We start from the raw sequence: 19,457 nt of genomic DNA, 5'->3' as shown, positions 1-19,457 counted from the left end.
TCTTAAAAAGTTTATTTACCCCACTCACAAAAAATCTTACACTCCATCCAAGGCAACATATTAATCTTAATTGACCATGGCAGCATCTTCATAAAGATGTCATAAGTATTAGGCTCTACCTCCAAGTACCAATCGTCTTTTAAGGTAAGTTGCCCATCTCTCACAAAAAACATTATCCTCAAACTATCCGGCTCCATTTTCTTCAATGCTGACCAGTGTGAAATGACCGTTTTCAATAAATGATCCGCACCTTCTTTCTCTTCCTCTGTCAGCTCAAAATCTAAAACTACAGGTGTTTCTATATCAATCCCGCAAAGAATCTTAGGAATAATCAACTGTCTGTCATCCTCCACTAATAGGTTTTTCTGAGACAAATAAAGCATTAAACCAATAGCTTTCAATAAGCTTTCTTCATCCTTGAAAGCTTTATTGTCTTCGGTCAGCAAACCTCGGTGTTTTAAGAACAAAGGCAGGTAAGGAACAAGAATAACAAGACCTGCATTTTTCACTTCCATTGTCATGTTCTTCCTCTGACCAAAAGATTGTTCTAGCTTATCATTGAGTTCTTGGATATGTTTTTCTTCAGTATTAAGTTTTAATAGTTCACAAGTAATTTTATATATTTTTGTTCGACTGAAATTAATCTGAGGGAATACTTCTTCCACTCTCTTCATCACATTTCCTGCCTGATAAGTTGTTTGATGCAAAGAAACATGAAAAAGGTCATTCTGAAGTAGTTTTATATAATCAGCAATCTGTAATGCCGTAAATAATTTTGAAAACTCCTGATTCAATTTTCTTTCAAGCCTTTGGAGAGACAAAGAGTAATTCGTTTTATAGCTCAGACTTAAGTAACAGAAGATTCTATTTTTTTGTCTCACAGAGTATGAATTCTGCCCTTTTAATTCGCTTAATGAGAGTTGCTTGAAATAATGCATCAACATCTCCTTTTGCTCTAAATCAAACAGCCCTTCTTTTCTGTTGATGATCAACTGCAACCATAATTGAATTTCTAATATAGAAATCTCTTTTTGAGTTAATTTAGATAATGATGTATCTTCTTCTTTTATCCAAGAAATTACCTTTTCAAGTGACTTTCTATCTTCGCTTTTAAAGTTTGGTAGAATAGCATTAATGGCATTTGCCAACATTAATAAGGTATTGTTTTTAGAATTATATAAAGAGAATACTTCTTCCAAATACACAATCCCCAGAGTATTTCCATCTACTTGAATCTGAACTTTATCAGCATTGAAAAGATGAGAAATTGTCAAAAGCTTTTGAGTTTGAACATTAGTGAAAGTAAAAGACAACTTAAGGTTTTCATTCCCATTAAAGACAAAATCTTTAATGTTAGCAAGACGATCTTCCTCTTTCAAGAAAGTCTTTTCTAACAATACTCTGGCTTGAGCTTCAAAAGTAGGAAAAAAGGTAGCTATTGTTGCTACAAACTCCTCAATATTATTTACTACATACTGATCCTGCTGATATAAAAACTGATACAGTTTGACTACAGATGCATTATTTTCAAATAATACTGTTCCTAATTTTATCGTATCAAATAATGCCAGGAACTGAGCTGATTCATCACTAAGAATCAGCTCTAAAATCATTTCTATCGAAGCTGAAGCTAATAAAAGCTGTGTTTTTTCCCCTCTAGAAAGATTTTTATATCGTTTGAAATAAGCCTCTGTCGCTTCTCTCTTTTTTATTATCTCTATCGACTGTTTTAAAATTTGATCAAGTTGTAATTGCAACTCTTTTTGTGATTCAGCTTTTTGATGTCTCTCATCAACAATTTCAATATCTAAAACAGACCTTACATGTGTCTCGTAAAATGGAAATTCTGATACAACAAGATCAACGAATTGATTTAGTGCTGATGCTTTATCCAAAGAATTTTCCTTAAATAGCTGGAAGAACGTTTTTACATTATTTCTATCTGTAAAAAATTTCGCTCCAATTAATTTTCTACTGAAAATATTCAGAAAATGAGAAGTTTCACTTTGGATAAATAATTCAGCCACTTTTAGCAAGCGACTTGAGGAAAGTAAAAGCTTCGTTCTTTTCTTTTTACTAATCGATAGATTCCTTTTCAAGAATTCCAATAACTCTGAAAGTTGTCTATCAATTCGAACTGATTGTTGAAACAGGTGTTCAATAGATACCTCAGCGTCACTATCCTTCCCTTTGTAATGAATTCCACCAACCAACTCATTGTATTCTAAAATAGCACTTATTGTGTCCTCATAAGTTGGAAAATAATCTGATATCAATTCTACAAAATCCTCTGAAGTGAATGAAGAATTTTGAGTTTGATGCATGCAATACTGATAGAGCGTAATCACATCATTCTTTCTAGAAAACAGAAACTCTCCAATCATTTTTTGATCTAACACCTCCAACAATTTAGGTTTGCTTTCTGGAGAAGATACTGCTGTACGATCACTGAAAATGATCAGTTTAAAAATGATTAATGTAGTACTAGAAGATAATAAAAGTCCTGTTTTCTCTTGCTTTGAAAGTTGTGAATGTTGAGCAAAATAGTCAACAATTTCAATTCTTTTTTCAGCTATCGAATTGTTTTTCTGAAGAAGCTGTTTCAACTGTAAAGCAATCACTTCTTTCGTTGCACTTGAAGATCCTAAGTTCTCCAAATCTAATGATTCAAAAATTACTTTTGCTTTATTTCTAAACGAAGGAAAATGAGTAATGACCACCTTTACAAAATCTTCCGCCGTCACTTGTCTCCCTTGTTGGAATGTTTGATAAAACAGATATAATGTTGTGATTCTTTGTCTATTGGAGAACAAAGTCAAACCAATTTGCATTTCATCAAAAATCTCAAAAAATACATCACTATCACTTGTCAGTATTACCTCAAAAATAGTTTCTATCGAAACTGAGGTTAATAAAAAGTCTGTCTTCTCTATTTTCGTTAATTGTGGATTAGCTCTAAAATGCTCAAATACTTTAGATAATTTTACATCAAGTACATTTGAAGCTTCCGTGAATTCCTCATTTAACGCTACACTTTCTTGAGAATGAGAAGTCACTATCTGATGATCATTAACAGAACTTAAAAATGAAGTTCTGATTTGATCATCCACCTTAAAAGTAGAGAAAATCGATTGAATTACCTCTAGAAACTCTTCCGCTGAAATAGCTGCCTTATTAGAATGTGTATTATAAAACTGATAAGCCGAAAGCAGTTTCTGAGCAGTTGAAAATAATAATGATGTTATTGTTTTTTGCTCAAATAAATCATTAAATAACTTATGATCACTCTGTAAAGCCAATACAAAAATGGTCTCTGAAGTTGTAGACGATAATAGGAGTTTTGTTTTTTCTTCCTTATTTAAATGGGAAAATAATTTGAAATACTCCAATACCTCTCCCCACTTTATATCAAACTTGATTGACTTTTTAAGAAGTTGTTCTGGCGTTAGTAATAGTTTGAGCAACAATAGCTCATAAGTCAAAACTTTGGTTACTTCTAGGTCTAATTTATTTCCTAGTGAAGAAATCAAGAAAGATCTTACATGTTCAATATCCGTTGACTCATTAACTTGCTGAATCAATTTACTATTCAAAAATCCTTCAGGTTGCTCTTTGATAATTGCAAACAACAACTGATGAATAATCGCATTTTCTCCAATAAGATACAACTGAGGGTATTTTTTCAATACCTTCATCTTTCTCTCTTTAGTTCTTTGAGCAATTACTAATAAGAACTGAAATAATAATATTGGATGTTCAGTCAGTTGAGCTTCAAACGCTGGATCTAATTCTTTTTTTAATAAAAAATGTAATACCTGTTGTTCTATAAATGAGGCTTTCCATTGCTGTACATTCATCAAAGCAAGCTTATCTTCTTCTATCTTTTCCTCATCTATACACAAGCTTTCTTCTAATTGAAGTAACTTTTGAGCAGTCTTTTTATTCTTTACAAAAAGACCCTTTTTCAGCTTTTTTCTTTGCTTTTTGATGTAAAGCATCAATTCTACTTTACATAACTCCGTTAGCCTCGATTCACTATTTACAATCTTTAGTATAGAATCGACAATTGAAGGTTTAAAATTCCTCTTTAATACCACTCTTAACAAGCTTTCATGAAGTACGATTCCTTCTTGACTTGTTTTCTCTCCACCATGATAAACCTGTAACAAAAAGGCCTTTTTCTCATCATCAGTCAAGGTATCGAAAACCCCTTTTAAATGTGGATAGTGACGAAAAAGTTGTGCTACAAATGCAGATAATAATTGGTGAGCATTCAGGAAAGTAATAAAAGAGTAAATATTATGGTTTTTCTTCACGCACATCAATCGCCATGCCTCAACCAAAAGGGATAAATCCTCCTTATTCTGAATTTTTTTCACTCGTTCTTTCAAACGCTCTTGCTCGTACCAAGGCATTACTCCAGTCGTCAAAAACAGAAATAAACTTTCCTCTTCCGAAAGCTCTAAAGTCGATTGCTGTTCTAAATCAGTACCCTTTATAATATCATTTATTTCTGCTTCTCTTGTGGCTTTTGAAGAAATACGGTATAAATGCTCATGCAATTTATCACTCAATACCCTCTGAACCGCCGAATATGTATCTTTTTGATAATTCAATAATGACGAAGAAAGTTGAACATCTAATTGATCAATATAAATAGTATTCTCTTCATATTTCTCTACTTCCTTTTCGACCATAGGCAACAATTGGGACTCTATAAAATTGGTAAGCTCCAACTTTATGATCCCTTCATGTAGGTTATCATCTGCTATGAAATCTATATTTACTTTGACCAATTCGTTCATCTTAGTTTTTTCTAAATTCTAAAACATACTTGAACTTTAACAAAGAAGATGTCATTGTAAAATACTGATCATCATCGGCTAGGTATTCCACACCAATCAATCTACTCTCTATCGAGTTGATGAACTCAACATGTGATATTACATCACCCGATCTGTTAATCGTGATATTATGGTATTTTATTTCTTCACTCCCTTCCAATGGAGAAGAAACAATAAAATAGTTATCCTTTCCGATTAAGTCTTTTAATTCTTCCCCTTGATAATCAAACACCACTTCCTTCTCTTCGCTATCAGTCAACCAAAAAAGCTTATCCTTTCCTTCTTCCACTTTAGCGAGTCCTATAATGCCTCCATTTAACCAAGCTGCATCTGAAAAGCGATATCCATCAACAGATAAGAAATTAATACCATCTACAAGACCAATATTGAGATCAATCGTATACTCAGATATTTCCTGACGGCCTTCAAACTCATTAATTTCCCAAGTCAATACTTTAACCTGACCGTTTTCTTCTTTAATATCTTTTGGCAAATGATATTGAGAAGCTCTATTATGAACGTTTTCCCATACTATTTCTCCTTCGTCTGTTAACGCGGCGAAATAAAATCGCTCTGACCCGTCGTTTACTTTTCCTCTTCCTACTACAATAATCTGATCACCTACCTTTTTCACAAGGTTAATCACACCTTCCTTAAAAAAATCATTGGTCCATTTTTTCTCAATTACTTTTTTGAATGTGTTGCCTTCTTTTAAAAATTTGATCAGTAAAAATTCTTTTTCGAAAGTTCCTCCTATGTAAAAATCATCTTCTATATAATCCAAAGAAGCGTAAATAGAGCCTGTTCTTTCATCTAGATACTGAGCTATCGGTTCTCCAAGATCATTTAAAATTGCTATATAGCCTTGGCCTACTTTCCATGTATTTACATCAAGGAAATCTATAGAACTTACTGCTGATGCCTCATTCATCACCCCAGTAATCAGGTAATTATTACCATAGTTTTCCAAGTTTTTAGATAAATAGTTTCCTTCACTACTGAAAATCAGAAGTGATTCATCACGTTCACCAGTTTTTTGGTTTAAACAACTGCTGAATAAAAGTACTAAGACTAAACAATAGAGCTTTTGCATTTCCTTGATAATATTTTATTTAAAGTGATAGAAAGTGGAATCATATTCAATTTCATCACTTACATATTTATCCCAGTCTTCGGTTGACAAAATATCATGATTTACCTGTGATAGTTTCGCTAGCTGATCTTCAATTGTCAGCGACCATTTTTTAATACGGCCTAGTTTATCACCTGTAATCAAGCTTTGACCATCATTAGAGAAAGTCAATGCAGTCAACCAAACATCTTCTGTTATTAATAGTTTTTCTTTTTGAGGCTGATTGATGTCCCATAATCTGATATAGCCATCAAATCCTGCCGTCGCCACCAAATTATCTTGCGTCGGGTGTACTGCAATATGATTCACCCTTGCTTTATGATTATCTGTTTTAAAGGTATTGGTCCAACTATCTCCGTTTTTCACCCAGCACATGATCTCTCCCGTTTCGGTTCCTACCCACAATTTATTTCCTTTCTTACTCATAGACCATATATGATGATTTCCTACAGAGAATGAAGTAATTACACTTTCCGCATCATTCGAAAGCTCCATCACTTCTCCTTTTCTTGTGGAAATAAAAATATGCTGTGTTTCTTCATCGAAAAGTGAAGCTGTCAATTCTCCTAATTGACCCACTTTTTCATTTTCAACCTCAGTATTTACATACCTTCCATTCTTCTGATACCATTTTAAAATGCTACCATTCGCATCCAATACGATATACTCTTCTTTCCCTAATCTGTAAACTCCTAGAACCGACTCATCTGCCAATGATTTGATTTTTGTATTTGAAGTAGCACTTGCAATATCAAAATGAACTAGTGCATTACTATAGTTAAAGAAGTCTATACGGTTATTATGAGCAGGTCTGACCATACCTCTTACCACACCTTCCACTTTATTTGCTACACTTCCATTTTCTGATAATTCGATCAAACTGTTGGTGGACATTGCGACCCAAATTTTCTGATTATGATGAATAAATTCTCTCACCATTCCTTTGGATTGTCCCATCTGATTGTACTCATCACCTTCATAATGTCTTACTGCATTATGGAAAGCCGCGTAAAATTCTGCTTCAAAACCATCACCGTCATTGTTGATATAACCTATCATTGCTTGCTTAGCCAATAAGTAACGAATTTCATCATCATCTACCTGATAAGAATTCAGTGCCATTGCTCTAGCTGTTGACAAGTTTTGTAATCGGTTGGCTCTTAAGTTGGCAGTTTCGGCACGTTTTTGAGCTTTCGTTGCTTGGAACATTGCTACTGTTGCCTTTTCTTTTTGAAGGTTCGCTTCTTTGAAAGAGGCTTCTGCTTGTACCATGGCATCCAAAGCTTTCTTCTTTTGCATTCTTGCCAGAATTGTTGCTCTTTCTGCTCTTATTTTTTCTTTCTCTGCTTTTTGTTTTTCTACTTGTGCTTTTACCTTTTCTTCCTCCGCTATTTTACGGTTGCCTTCTGCAATTCTCTGTGACTCTTCGGCTTTGATTTTTGAAGCTTCAGCCTCTTCTTTTTTCTGTTCTGCTTGCTTACTCTTTTGATAAGCGTGTGTACCTAATAGAATACCACCCAAGCCCAGGAATAAGAAAATCACAACTAGAATTCTTGAGATTTTAGTTCTTCTTTTTTGAATTCGCTTTGTTCTCTCTAGCTCTTTGATCTCTTCTTTTTCTGAGAAAGATAGAAACTCCATCGTTCTTTCATAAGAAGCGTTATGTCTTACACCCCACTCATAAGTAGGCTGTTGCTCTTCTCTCCAGTTGAGTGTGATCTGTAATTCCGGCTGTCTTAATCGAGACCTGTTCCCTTTTTGATACTCTTCAGCATCTTCAGCTAATTTCAAGTACCTTTTGATTGATTCCGTTTCCTTTAAAGTCCACTCTTTCAATAAGGCCCAAGAACGCATCAAAGACTCATGCGTAATATCAATCACTGATTGTTCATAAATCTCCACATGTTCCCTTGGCTGAAGAAAAGCTCTTTCCTTTTTTCTAAAAGTATCAATGACTTCTTTTAAGATTGTAATATCATCAATACCTGTAATCTCAATGATACGCTGCAAAGAAGAAGGGTTTCTTACTCCTTTTCCTTCCTTATTGATTGTTGTGATACAGCGGAAAACCTTCTCACAAACTACTTTCTGCTCATCATTTAAAGTATTATATACTTCATTAGCGTGAATGGATAAACTTTCCTTAATCCCACCCACTGCCAGATAATTATTGGGTTTAATAGGTTCTGAGTAAATTTGCTCATTTCTCCAATGCTCAAAAGTCCTCATCATAGCATGTTGCATGGAAGGTAATTGGTCTTGCTTATTACCTAAATCTTCCAAAATAAGATGAATCAACTCATCAGTAATACCTACCCCTATCCATTCCAATGGCTTGATAATCGCTTCTGTTTTCTCTTCCATTGACATCTGTGGAATCAAAAACTGACTTTGATTAATACACTGTGTAAGTGTTGGGTAATCTGCACAATGCCCAATAAAATCAGAACGCATTGTGAGTAATATATGGAAGTTGGAAACTGGCGATGTTGCAAGCAAAACAATCAATTCAACAAACTTCACAATCTCCAAGTCCATGTTATTGGTTCTTAGGTCATAACTGAAAAGTTCTTCGAATTGATCGACATACATTACGGGAACAGCCGTCTGATTCAGATTATTGTAAAACTCAAAAAATGAAGTTACATCTACTAAAAGGCTTTGAAATATTGTCAGCCTTGCATCTTCGCTTTCCTCCTTGAAAACTTCATTAATTAATTTTTTCAGCGGTCCATGTGTTCCAGGCGTGAAAATATAAGTAACATGATCAAGCCTATTTTCCAGCAAAGGAAAAATACCACAAAATATAAATGAGGATTTACCAATTCCTGATCTACCCAAAACTGCAGAAAAACGGTGTTCCATCAGTTTGTTCACCACTTCTTCTACATGTTTTTCCCTGCCAAAGTATAAATGAGCTTTATCCCTTGAAAAAGGCTGTAAACCCAGGAAAGGGTTTTCTAATTGCGATATTTCTATAGTACTCGTTTTCATTTCTGGGTTCTGTTAATGTAAAAGTGAAAGCATATTATCTCGAAGTATAGCATGATCTTCTTTTGAAGTTTCGGTGGACTTCAATTGATATAAGTAAGACTCAAAAGTATAATAGTCTTCAGGATCAAGCCATTTAGTATTTACTTGAATGTGTGCCGCTGTTTCCTCACGGCAAAGGTTCTGCATCATCACCTTAAATTCACTATTTCTGAATCGGTGAGAGATACAAGGAAAAACCATTGAAATGGTAAAATTGAAAAATTGCTCAACAATACGTTCTACCCCTTCATTGATATACTCAGTAGCATTATCAAGGGTGATGTGTCTGATGACTTTTCGGTCTAAATCTACTACATCATATTTATCAGAGAGGTAATTGAATAAACGCTCTTTGTCTTTATGAATTTTCTGTACAGATTCATCATCGTACATACCAATACAGTTTAAACCAAACTCAGGAACTTTGAATAACATTCTGAAATTACCATCATTCAGACGTTCTACATCGTACCTGTCAAACTCCGTAAAATAAGTTGGCAAAAGTTTCATAAGCTGTTCTCTCTTCTCAAAATTCAGAGAGACATCACTCATTAATATATGTTCTTGTTCTTCGTTTAGAATATAAATACCAAAACAGTCTTCTTCTGTAGAAGGCTGAAGGTTTGGATGCTCTACCAGTTGGAAAGTTTCATAATCATCATGAAGTCTTAATAATAGATTATGCAGGGCTACTGACATACTTTCCGCTTCATCCCATGTAGAATAGGTTTCTAACTGTAAGTATTTATCCTTTTCAGTACTGAAATAAACAATAGCGTATTGCTTATCTTCTGTTTCTACTACATAAAGGTTTTTAGAATAGATGCATTGATGCATTAAATCCAACGTAAGGTGATCTTTAACCAACTGCTCTGCTTTACGTGGATTGATCACAATATCTGTATCAATACAATCAAAAGTAAGATGATCCAATGAATCATACTCTCTGATTGCTCTTTGTGTCATCCATTCTTCCAATTCAAATACGGTGTTATCTGTTTCGTATAGAAGTGGAGGCTGATCTAATGCGATAGAAAGGTCATTATTTTTACCGACCCCAGTAAAAAGCATTAAACGCAAATGAAGTGGTGTAACTCCCCAATCACCTAAAGCTGAATTAACTTTTTGAACACTTGATTTCGCACTTGATAAAAGTGGCAAGTACCTTAAGTAATAAGCTTTGAAGAAAATAAGACGCTGCATCACCTCTTGTTGAGTGAGGTATGGTGTAAATGAACTGATTAATTCATTGTCAAATTTTTCTCCATGCACTCCAATTAAATAATCAAGAATCTGATTTTTCTTTTTATCGTTATTGAAGTGATTTGATTTTAAAAATCCTCGTTCATTAGGTGCGAGATCGGCGTTAGAAACTAAGCCTTTTGCTGAAAATAACTTTGGTAAGTCATACAGCTGAGCAAAAAATTCATTGCTCTGATTTTCAAAAAAATTGATAAAGGTCTTGAACTGATCTACTGCTTTCTTCCTTTCTGAAGTAGCATCTCTTGTAAGACCAAATTTTCCTACTCCATATACAGTAGGAAACATTTCTTTAAGGTTTAATGATGTTAGGTATTTTTGTGGTACAGGTTGTTTCTTTGCAGTAAATGAAGATGTTCTTCTTCTTTTGTTTCCTTTTGACAACCCCTCTTTTGATGCTTTAAGCTGATCTAATAATGCATATACCTTTTCGAAATCAATCTGTGTAATAATGATTCCATTTTTCAAAAAGTGTATACTTTGAATATTATCCTCATCAAAAATTGGTATCGCATCTTCCAGTTTTAATAAGGAGTTTTCTTTTACTCCACCTGATAACAAACTTAAGTTTTTTACCCCTACTACGTCATCAATTTCCATTAATGTTCTGATGACAGCTGAAGTAAGGATAGATGATTGTCTATCGTGTAATTGTTCTTCTGGAATAAATCCTCTATCTAAAAGAGGTCCTTCAAAAATCTTTGATGTTGTTGTATTTTGCTCGATGAGTTCCTCATAAGAAGACATCATCACTTGAGGAGAGAAGAAACGGTTAAGGCCGTAAAGTGTTCTTGCAAAAACGACTTCCACGGCAACATCAGTAACAATTTCTATATCAGCATGCACTATTACTTTTGTTTCTTTAGCAGTAGTAATACTCATTACTTTTTCGCAATAATTTCTATACTGCTGTGCATGTTCAAGGATGTTATCTAGTAACACCTCTCCATCAATTCTTCCTTGATATTGGGTTTTAAATTTAACAATAAGCTGATATTGACCTTCAAAAGATGTCACGTCTGAAGAAACCGGTTCGATCCATATATTTTCAATTTCAACAAACTTATCAATCAAAACTTTTCTCAGATCATTCATCGTTACAGGAAGTACAGAAAAGGCTTCTTCCTGCGTTAAGATGGCCGCTTTGTAAGGTGCATAAGTAAGATAGTTTTCAATACCAGAAGCCGCTCGGATATTCATCTCAGTCATCCCTGTAGATAAATATTCCAATAAAGTCACACCAGGATCATGGGTGTCAAAATCCGTCCACTTCTCATTTTGAAGTGATCCTAAAAACTTTTTCGCTTCATTTAGTAAAACATAGGGGTTACCCTCTTTTACTATATCAAATGGTATTAAATCCTCTTTTGCACTCATTACTTATTATCAATCTCCTCCTTTTGTTCTTCCTCCATAAGCTGAAGGTTGGTTTCTGCATTGATTCTACCTATAAGCTGGTATACTTTTTCAAATGGAAGTTTCCCTAATCCTCCAATGATCAACTGTAATTCTTCTAATGTGAATGATAAACTCACCTTTTTGTTATTCTCTTCCATAGATTAAAATCATTGTGATAACTGAATAAATGAAAAAGCAGAAGCAACTTTCATCGCTTCATACTTTTTCTCTGAGAAATAGGTAAGTGCTATAACAAATGTTCTAGTACTTATGAGGTTATTTAAAACTTCCATCCCAGTGAAACGCAGGTCTCAAAAAATGAAGAGTCAATCTACTCTATCAGATATATGATCCACTGTTTTCACTGTTATTGATGTTTTGAATAATTATGATGCAATTTCTTGCATTAAACCTTCGTGTGCTAACTCAATTGTCTCGATTGCAATACCGTTATCTTCGGCATTTAAATCTGGAGCTGAAAGTTTAACAGGGAAGGCATTTGTTAACGTCCATACAAATACAGGGTTACCCATTGTATCCATTAGCGTGATTGTTACCTGACGCTTATGCTCTTCAAAAGATCCGTTTTCATTACGAGCATCTTTTACTTGCTGGAACCAGTCAAATAAATAGTTATTGCCATTGTAAAGACCTCTTTTGATTGTGATGTTGCTTACTTTTTGTAAACCAGGAACCTTCATCTTTACATCAGTTGGGTGATCACCCGTTCTGTATTCGATAAATTCCACTTCTGATTCTAATCCAGTAACCTCTTGTGCACTCACTTCTTCTCCGCCTAAATCTACAGTGAAGCGAAACTTTGGAATTGGATATTCTAGTTCTTGTGCCATTTCTTATTCTAGTTTAAAAATTATGATTGTAATTGTTGTTGGAATGTCAATACGATAAATTCGGCAGGTCTTGAAATCGCAACCTTAACGCTTACTTTCATCATACCGTCTAAAATGTCTGTTTGTGTCATAGTTGAACCTAATCCAACATCAACAACAAACGCGTCTGACTGACTAGTACCTACTAATGCACCTTGATTCCAAAGGGTAGTCAAGAAAGCATCAATTGAGCCTTTAACGGCTATCCAAGTCATAGGTGTGTTTGGCTCAAATACATAGCTCTTCACACTTCCTTTTACTGAATCTTCAATAAACGACATCGTTCTACGAACGTTTATGTAACGCCAATCTTGTGAGTTGCCATCTAGAGTTCTTGCACCCCAAATCACTGTACCTTCACCAGCAAAAGAACGGATTGCATTCACTGACTTACCTCCAACGGTAAGGTTAAGATCTTCTTGGTCTTCGTTTGTTAAAGAAACATATGGAGAAGCTACACCTGCCAAACCTTCGTTTGCTGGAGCTTTCCATACACCTTGTACTGCATCAACTCTAGCATAAGCACCAACGATTGCTCCTGACGGAGGCAATACATTTAACTTATTTGCTAAAGCGATCATTAAAGCTTTGTAAGTTGGAGAGATTGATTTTAGTGTTTGGTGTAAATCAGCACTATAACCGTCAGCTTCTAATAATGCTTGAATCTCAGTTACTGCTTCTTGCTTCTTTCTATCGTTATCATACATTAATTCAGCCTCATCTGTTAAGATCTGAACTAACTGCTCAATAGAATCAAAGTGAACGTAAGAAAATTCCTTATCTGAAACTACAGTCGCATTTACCCAAGGATAATACGCTGCACCGTGCTTAAGACCTACTTTACCTACGTTATTTCTGAAGTTGTCAATCGCATCTTCTTCATCGTAAGTACGAGCAGAGATACCATCTTGAACATCAAGAACTGCAAATCTGTTGTCGTCTCCCTCACAGTGTTGTAACATTTCTTGTTGTACTCCTGCACATGCTTGAGCAGCTAAAGCTACAGCATCAGGAATAGCAAGAAGTGTTGGTTCAGTAGAAGTTTTTAAAGTACGGATGCCTCTGATAATTTTGTCACTATCAATTTCTTCTCCGTAAACCCCAACTGAAACGATATAAGCTTTACCACCTCCGTTTGTGAAGAAAAGGCGTAAGCTGTCGTATAAGAAATATCTGTCTTCGCCAGTTGACAGCTCATATTTCTTATCACCAACTTTAATATCTGATTCAGAATTTGATGTTTCTTGAATAGCATATGTAGGCACCCAAGCTCTACCATATAACTTTTCAAAAGCATCTAAAGAATCGATTACAGTTGGAACGTTTTGTAATGGTTTCCCATTTTTGTCTGCTTTTTCAGTGTATCCAACAAAAGCAGGAATAGCTGTTGGCGAAGCTACAATAGAGTTGCCAAAAGCATTCTTCTCTTGAATGTAAACACCCGGCGTTGCAATTCTAATAGCCATGATGACAATTGTTTTTGTTTTCGTTAAAAAATTAACTGCTTTATAATAGTTAGCATTTGCATCGGGTTGAATTGCCATCACTTAGATTGAAGAAATGACAGTTAGTTTGATTAGCCCATTGAAATACTACATATTCATTATCCATAGAGGTTCTTTTGTTTTCGGATCAAAGTTTAAGCTTCCTGTAGTTGGAGAAGAAAGTTTCTGTTTGATTATTTTCCATTCCCCGTCCACTAATGCACTCAATTGAAGTTGTTTTCCTTTTAAAAATAAAGGAGATGCACTCGTAGTTACAGAAGAAGTAAACTCTAATTTTCCCTCATTTATAATTTGCTTATATTCTTTTTCACCTTTCGGTGTGATGATTTTATACTTTTCAAAAACTGGTTTCTGAATGATATATCTAAACTTCAGCTTTCTGCTATTGATCAAAAAATCCACTTTCCAAGGCTGCATCGACTTATAAAGATGCGTCAAGCCTTCTGTAAAAGATTTTTTACTCAGTTTAACGATAGCAAAAATTGATTGGAGTTGAGCATACTGTATTGGCAGTTCATGTGCACCAAGCTGTGTAAAATATTCAGATTTGCTTGAAAGTTTTAAAGCTTCATCAAACTGCATTTCACCTGCTTTTTTATTAAAGGTCACCTCTCCTGTAAAAATAGTATCTTCTATATTTTCTATTGGAAAGTCAGCCAGATAATAGCTTTCTATTGATCTTGAAGAGATAGAAAAATAAAGATATTCATCATCCATCTGATCCAATATCAATAGGCTTCTTTCAATATCAGTTTGTGCAATACTGCTTTGCCATTGATTGTCAACTGGACGGTGTACCACCCCTATTTTTCTCAATAGATCTTCTGTACTGTTAAGAGATCTGATATCAAAAAATGCATTTTCTGATTCAAATTCTGAAAAGTTTGCTGTTATACGCAGTACAGGAAGAAACCTTATTGAAGTTATTTTCTGTAATGATGCCATGATTTACCTTAAATTTACCAGCCTGCTAAGCTTCCACTCATTGGTGAAGTTGTGGCATTTTTGATTGTTACCATTCTACATTCGTAGAAAACGCTTGGTATCTTCTTCATACCCATACTTATAAATACACCTGAAAGATCCTTATCTTCCATATTGTACATTTTGAAGTTCATCTGTCTTAACCCTTCTATACCTGGGCCATTGTCAGGAGTAAAAGTATGATGGTTGGTAAAATAAGAAATCACATCAGAAAGAATGCTTAATGCTTCAAGATGGTTTTCACTATTGGACACCGAAAACATGTATTTCAAGTTTAAGGTAGTAGCGTTGGGTTGCATCTTTACAGTACCATAAATCTCTTCCGATAAATTGATCAGGTTGATGAGCAATAAAGACTCACCAGCAGCATTTACAATCTGCACTTCACCTTCTGCACCTATAATTGGTCCAACATGTACTTTCACATTCTTGCCAGACGTTGAAATCAGATCAATTAGCTCATTTTGTAGAAACTCTGTCAGTATAGAAATCATCAGCTGTTTGGTTTATTACGTTTACTTAGCCTAGTATTTCCACAAAGGTTTATATTATTTACACACTCCATTAAAGGGCACCTCTTAAAACTCCATAGCTTAAAGTTTTCTCTTCTTGTACCACTCTTCCAAAAAGCATTTCTTGATATAAATTGATTTTGTTTTAATACCTATTCATCTTTTTTCAAGACAAACTCATAAACGATCTTTATTTAAATTTTATTGAAACAGTTTGTTGTTATTTGAATCATATCACAAATAGATTTTCAAAAACTATTAGAGTAAGGTTCAAACACTTTTAATTATTGAATTATTATCAAATATTGAATACACTTGATTTTTATAGAATAGCATTTAATTCTATTAGGAGTAATTATCATTTTTAGATTCTAGTTTACCAGATTTCATTCATTGAGATCATATATACTGAATATACCTAGCTCCTTAAGTTTGTCTTTCATATTTTAAATAATTTTAATTTTAGCGTTATTGTTGAGAAACGTACACTGCTAAAAAAATAGTTTACCTGCTGTATTACGAAGTAAAATACATTCACTTTACTTTCGCAATTCGAATGTAATGTTTAATCAAAAAAATAAAAATAAACACAGTGATATATTTTGATCATTATGAAAATATATTCGCTCCTCACAATAGATTCTACAAATAATTACATTTTAAGTAGTGTTATTTACACATAAGTACTATGGCATTATAACTTCTCAAACTTTAATTAAATCGTTTCAATTCTCAAGATTTTCAAAGACATGTCAGAATTGAACAAAGTTATTACAATTTAAAGAGTATTGGATTAATAAAAAGGCATAACAATTATATCTCATACGGCAAAACCTTACTCAAATAAAATCAATTCCAACTTCGATTAATTCAATTTTCATAAACACGTACAATTATCATTAGTCAGTAAACCAAATCTTTCTCGAAGTTTGAAAAATGAAATATTGAAAGCTCAAAAAAGCAATGAAAAATCACAAGCATAATTGAAGAGTAAAAAAATTAACATCATATTTAACCATTTAGTTAAAAATATCTTGACTTTAACCAAATGGTTAGTTACTATTGTGTAATAATTAACCAAATAGTTAAATGGATTCAAGAGAAAAGATACTTGAAGTAGCAAGAGATATATTTCAAAAAAAAGGCAAGAGCGGTACAAGAATGCAAGAAATTGCAGATACTGCAGGAGTCAACAAAGCTCTCCTTCATTATTATTTCAAAAATAAGGAAGGACTATTTAAAGAAGTGTTCGTTGACTTGATTCGTAAAATGCTGCTTCCTTTAAAACAGCAAATGTTTCAAAAAGGCATCCCTTTAGAAGATCGTATTCAAAACTTTGTTGAAGGATATATCAATTCGTTAAAAGAGAACCCTCTCCTTCTAACATTTATACTTGGAGAACTAAGTATGAATAATATGCCCTTTGTTCCGCCACCAGAAATTTCTGAAGGAATAGTACAATTAGGTGTAGAACTACAAGAGGATGAAGAGTTTAAAGGAATTGATCCTTTTCAGCTTGCTACAACAATTATTGGAAGTTGTGTTTTTCCGTTTATTGCCAGGCCTATGCTTATTGGTTTAGGACTTGAAAAAAGCACCACTTTTGAAGAATTTCTTGAAGAAAGAAAGAAAACACTTCCTCAAATCATCCTTTCAGGAATAAAGATCAAATAAGGCATGAATCGAATACTAATTTTATTATTTGCAACCCTCAGTTATCAGGCATTCGGGCAAACCACGCTTACGTTTGAGCAGGCGGAACAGGAAGCACTTGAGAAGCATCCTATCGCACAGCAGAAAGAAATGTTTGAAAGAATGCACGACAATGAGGTAGAAGCTATTCAAAAGAATAAGCTTCCAAAATTTAACTTACAAGGTCAGGTAGGTTACTTTTCTGATGTAGTTTCCCCTACTGACCCAGAAGTGGCTCAAATTGGGTTATTTCCAGATATTCCAAAGACACAATGGCAAACCTATGCTTCAATGGATTATCTACTTTATGACGGAGCTATAAAAAAGAAACGTCTTGCTGACAAGGATGCTGATTTCAATATCAAATTGCAGCAAAATGAAGTGAGTCAATTTAAGATAAAAGAATCTGTATCACAGGTTTACTTTGCCGCTTTGAGTTATCAAGAACAAGAACTGCTGATTAAAGAAGGAGTAATTAAAGAAATCGAAAACCAACTCAAAGAGATAGAAGCTCTTGAAAAAGGCGGTGTTGTTCTGCCTAATACTACAGATGCTTTGAGAGTTGAATATCATAAAACAAAACAGAAATTACACTCTATTGAAGCACAGAAAAATGGTGCGTTAAAAGTGTTAGGGATTTGGTTAGAAAGAGAAAGTGAGTGGAATCAATTTGTACTTGTCAGGCCTACTATCCTCAATGACAATTCTTCTGAAATCAATAGACCTGAATTAATGATGTATCAGCTTCAATCTTCAAAAATGGATAGAAGTAAAGACTTATTACAAACTGAAAGGATGCCTAAAATTTCGTTATATGCGTTGGGTGGTTATGGTAATCCTAACCCTTATAACTTCTTTGAAATCAATGGCGACACATTTTATCAGTTTGGTGTCAGAGTAAAGTGGTCTCCTTTTGATTATGGAAAAAACAAAAAAGAAAGACAGGTAACACAAATTCAAAAAGAGATAATCAATACTGAAATGGAAGCTTTCAACAAGAGTTTGAATATTCAAATTTCTCAAATACAGTCTCGTATTGATCAACTTCACAGCCTTATTTCGGAAGACCATGAAATCATTAAAATTCATGAGAGAAAAACAAAACGCTCTAAGGGTGCTTTGGACAATGGCGCCGCTACCTCTTCTGAATATGTGTCTTCGTTAAATGCCATGGTCGATGCCAAATTAAATTTATCGAACCATGAATTAGAGTTATTGCAAACTCAATATCACTTGGCAATGACAAAAGGTCTTCTGTAATCTCCAACTCAATATAAAATCAATTCCAATGAAAAATAGATCATTTAATCCAACATCAATATTTATCAGTTTATTCCTCTCAGCTTCATTTTTAAGTTGTAATACAGACAGTGATAAATCAGATGCTTACGGTAATTTTGAAGCCGTTGAAGTTATCGTTTCCTCTGAAGGACAAGGGAGAATCATTGACCTTAAAATTGAAGAAGGAGATAAAATTAAAAGCGGTGAAAAAATTGGTCAGATCGACACTGTTTTGCTTCAGCTTCAAAAGGAAGAGGTGGAAGCAAATATTGCATCTTTAGGTGCCAAAGTGATGAGTATTCATGAACAAATAGCAGTTTATGAGGCTCAAAAAAAGAAACTTATGATTGATAAAGACCGACTTGAAAAACTATTTTCTAATGAAGCGGCAACCCAACAACAGTTGGACAATGTCAACTCTTCTTTAGCTATTAATGACAAACAACTGGAGGCTACAAGAAGAAAAATCAAAGACTCTAATAAAGCAACGATGAGTCAGTATGAACCGCTTAGCAGAAAAGTAGACCTTATCAATGAACAAATCAGTCGTTGTGCTATCGTTTCACCGGTGAAAGGTACTGTTCTACAGAAATTCGCGGAAAAAGGAGAAATGACTTCAACGGGAAAACCGCTTTACAAAGTAGCCGATTTATCTACTTTAAAAGTGAAAGCCTACGCTTCTGCTTCACAATTATCTTCCATTAAAGTTGGACAAAAAGTAATTGTTCTAACAGATGGTAAAGAAGGAGAAATGAATCAAACAGAAGGCACTGTGGGATGGATTTCAGACAAGGCTGAATTTACTCCAAAGACAATTCAGACAAAAGAAGAAAGAGTAAGCCTTATTTATGCTTTTAAAGTGAAAGTAGAGAATAAGGACGGTTACTTTAGAATTGGAATGCCGGCTGAAATCAACTTTAAATAAT

General features: G+C 34.1%; 12 protein-coding genes. 3 read left to right on the top strand and 9 right to left on the bottom strand.

What is annotated here, in order from left to right:
* Nucleotides 1–11 precede the first annotated feature (11 nt).
* From HHU12_RS19980 to HHU12_RS19940, 9 genes are all read right to left on the bottom strand, one after another.
* On the bottom strand, nucleotides 12–4,805 hold the full coding sequence (locus tag HHU12_RS19980) for a contractile injection system tape measure protein (protein WP_169658507.1): 4,794 nt from the start codon (nucleotides 4,803–4,805) through the stop codon (nucleotides 12–14).
* Nucleotide 4,806: 1 nt separating this feature from the next.
* Nucleotides 4,807–5,937 (bottom strand): hypothetical protein, encoded by a 1,131-nt coding sequence (locus tag HHU12_RS19975; RefSeq protein ID WP_169658506.1) that lies wholly within the window; start codon nucleotides 5,935–5,937, stop codon nucleotides 4,807–4,809.
* A gap of 15 nt (nucleotides 5,938–5,952) precedes the next feature.
* Entirely contained in the window at nucleotides 5,953–8,970 is a 3,018-nt protein-coding gene (locus HHU12_RS19970) for an nSTAND1 domain-containing NTPase (protein ID WP_169658505.1), read from the bottom strand.
* A gap of 12 nt (nucleotides 8,971–8,982) precedes the next feature.
* Nucleotides 8,983–11,646 (bottom strand): hypothetical protein, encoded by a 2,664-nt coding sequence (locus HHU12_RS19965; protein WP_169658504.1) that lies wholly within the window; start codon nucleotides 11,644–11,646, stop codon nucleotides 8,983–8,985.
* A complete protein-coding gene (locus HHU12_RS19960; RefSeq protein ID WP_169658503.1) occupies nucleotides 11,646–11,825 on the bottom strand; it encodes a hypothetical protein in 180 nt (59 codons plus the stop codon). Before HHU12_RS19960 ends, HHU12_RS19965 begins: the two co-directional genes overlap by 1 nt.
* A gap of 228 nt (nucleotides 11,826–12,053) precedes the next feature.
* Nucleotides 12,054–12,518 (bottom strand): phage tail protein, encoded by a 465-nt coding sequence (locus HHU12_RS19955; RefSeq protein ID WP_169658502.1) that lies wholly within the window; start codon nucleotides 12,516–12,518, stop codon nucleotides 12,054–12,056.
* A 20-nt stretch (nucleotides 12,519–12,538) separates the two neighbouring features.
* Nucleotides 12,539–14,101, bottom strand: a complete 1,563-nt coding sequence (locus HHU12_RS19950; protein WP_240971036.1) for a phage tail sheath family protein — start codon at nucleotides 14,099–14,101, stop codon at nucleotides 12,539–12,541.
* Nucleotides 14,102–14,149: 48 nt separating this feature from the next.
* Nucleotides 14,150–15,007, bottom strand: coding sequence for a hypothetical protein (locus HHU12_RS19945; RefSeq protein ID WP_169658501.1), 858 nt, complete (start codon nucleotides 15,005–15,007; stop codon nucleotides 14,150–14,152).
* Nucleotides 15,008–15,021: 14 nt separating this feature from the next.
* Entirely contained in the window at nucleotides 15,022–15,540 is a 519-nt protein-coding gene (locus HHU12_RS19940; protein ID WP_169658500.1) for a Pvc16 family protein, read from the bottom strand.
* A gap of 1,107 nt (nucleotides 15,541–16,647) precedes the next feature.
* Between HHU12_RS19940 and HHU12_RS19935 the strand changes: the two genes are divergently transcribed.
* Genes HHU12_RS19935 through HHU12_RS19925 form a run of 3 tightly spaced genes read left to right on the top strand, consistent with a single transcriptional unit; the run spans nucleotide 16,648 to nucleotide 19,456 of the window.
* A complete protein-coding gene (locus HHU12_RS19935; protein WP_169658499.1) occupies nucleotides 16,648–17,232 on the top strand; it encodes a TetR/AcrR family transcriptional regulator in 585 nt (194 codons plus the stop codon).
* A gap of 3 nt (nucleotides 17,233–17,235) precedes the next feature.
* The gene (locus tag HHU12_RS19930) at nucleotides 17,236–18,510 is read left to right on the top strand and encodes a TolC family protein (RefSeq protein WP_169658498.1); all 1,275 of its coding nucleotides are present in this window, start codon (nucleotides 17,236–17,238) and stop codon (nucleotides 18,508–18,510) included.
* Between the two features lie 28 nt (nucleotides 18,511–18,538).
* Nucleotides 18,539–19,456: an HlyD family secretion protein gene (locus HHU12_RS19925; RefSeq protein ID WP_169658497.1), complete on the top strand. Its 918-nt coding sequence runs from the start codon at nucleotides 18,539–18,541 to the stop codon at nucleotides 19,454–19,456.
* Nucleotide 19,457 lies beyond the last annotated feature (1 nt).

Source organism: Flammeovirga aprica JL-4, from assembly GCF_012844305.1.
Classification (GTDB): domain Bacteria; phylum Bacteroidota; class Bacteroidia; order Cytophagales; family Flammeovirgaceae; genus Flammeovirga; species Flammeovirga aprica.
This window is presented reverse-complemented; position numbering and strand designations above follow the sequence as displayed.

Excerpts from the sequence above, each read along its gene's own strand:
- HHU12_RS19980 (WP_169658507.1), bottom strand. The coding sequence starts at position 4,805 with ATGAACGAATTGGTCAAAGTAAATATAGATTTCATAGCAGATGATAAC.
- HHU12_RS19975 (WP_169658506.1), bottom strand. The coding sequence starts at position 5,937 with ATGCAAAAGCTCTATTGTTTAGTCTTAGTACTTTTATTCAGCAGTTGT.
- HHU12_RS19970 (WP_169658505.1), bottom strand. The coding sequence starts at position 8,970 with ATGAAAACGAGTACTATAGAAATATCGCAATTAGAAAACCCTTTCCTG.
- HHU12_RS19965 (WP_169658504.1), bottom strand. The coding sequence starts at position 11,646 with ATGAGTGCAAAAGAGGATTTAATACCATTTGATATAGTAAAAGAGGGT.
- HHU12_RS19960 (WP_169658503.1), bottom strand. The coding sequence starts at position 11,825 with ATGGAAGAGAATAACAAAAAGGTGAGTTTATCATTCACATTAGAAGAA.
- HHU12_RS19955 (WP_169658502.1), bottom strand. The coding sequence starts at position 12,518 with ATGGCACAAGAACTAGAATATCCAATTCCAAAGTTTCGCTTCACTGTA.
- HHU12_RS19950 (WP_240971036.1), bottom strand. The coding sequence starts at position 14,101 with ATGGCAATTCAACCCGATGCAAATGCTAACTATTATAAAGCAGTTAAT.
- HHU12_RS19945 (WP_169658501.1), bottom strand. The coding sequence starts at position 15,007 with ATGGCATCATTACAGAAAATAACTTCAATAAGGTTTCTTCCTGTACTG.
- HHU12_RS19940 (WP_169658500.1), bottom strand. The coding sequence starts at position 15,540 with ATGATTTCTATACTGACAGAGTTTCTACAAAATGAGCTAATTGATCTG.
- HHU12_RS19935 (WP_169658499.1), top strand. The coding sequence starts at position 16,648 with ATGGATTCAAGAGAAAAGATACTTGAAGTAGCAAGAGATATATTTCAA.
- HHU12_RS19930 (WP_169658498.1), top strand. The coding sequence starts at position 17,236 with ATGAATCGAATACTAATTTTATTATTTGCAACCCTCAGTTATCAGGCA.
- HHU12_RS19925 (WP_169658497.1), top strand. The coding sequence starts at position 18,539 with ATGAAAAATAGATCATTTAATCCAACATCAATATTTATCAGTTTATTC.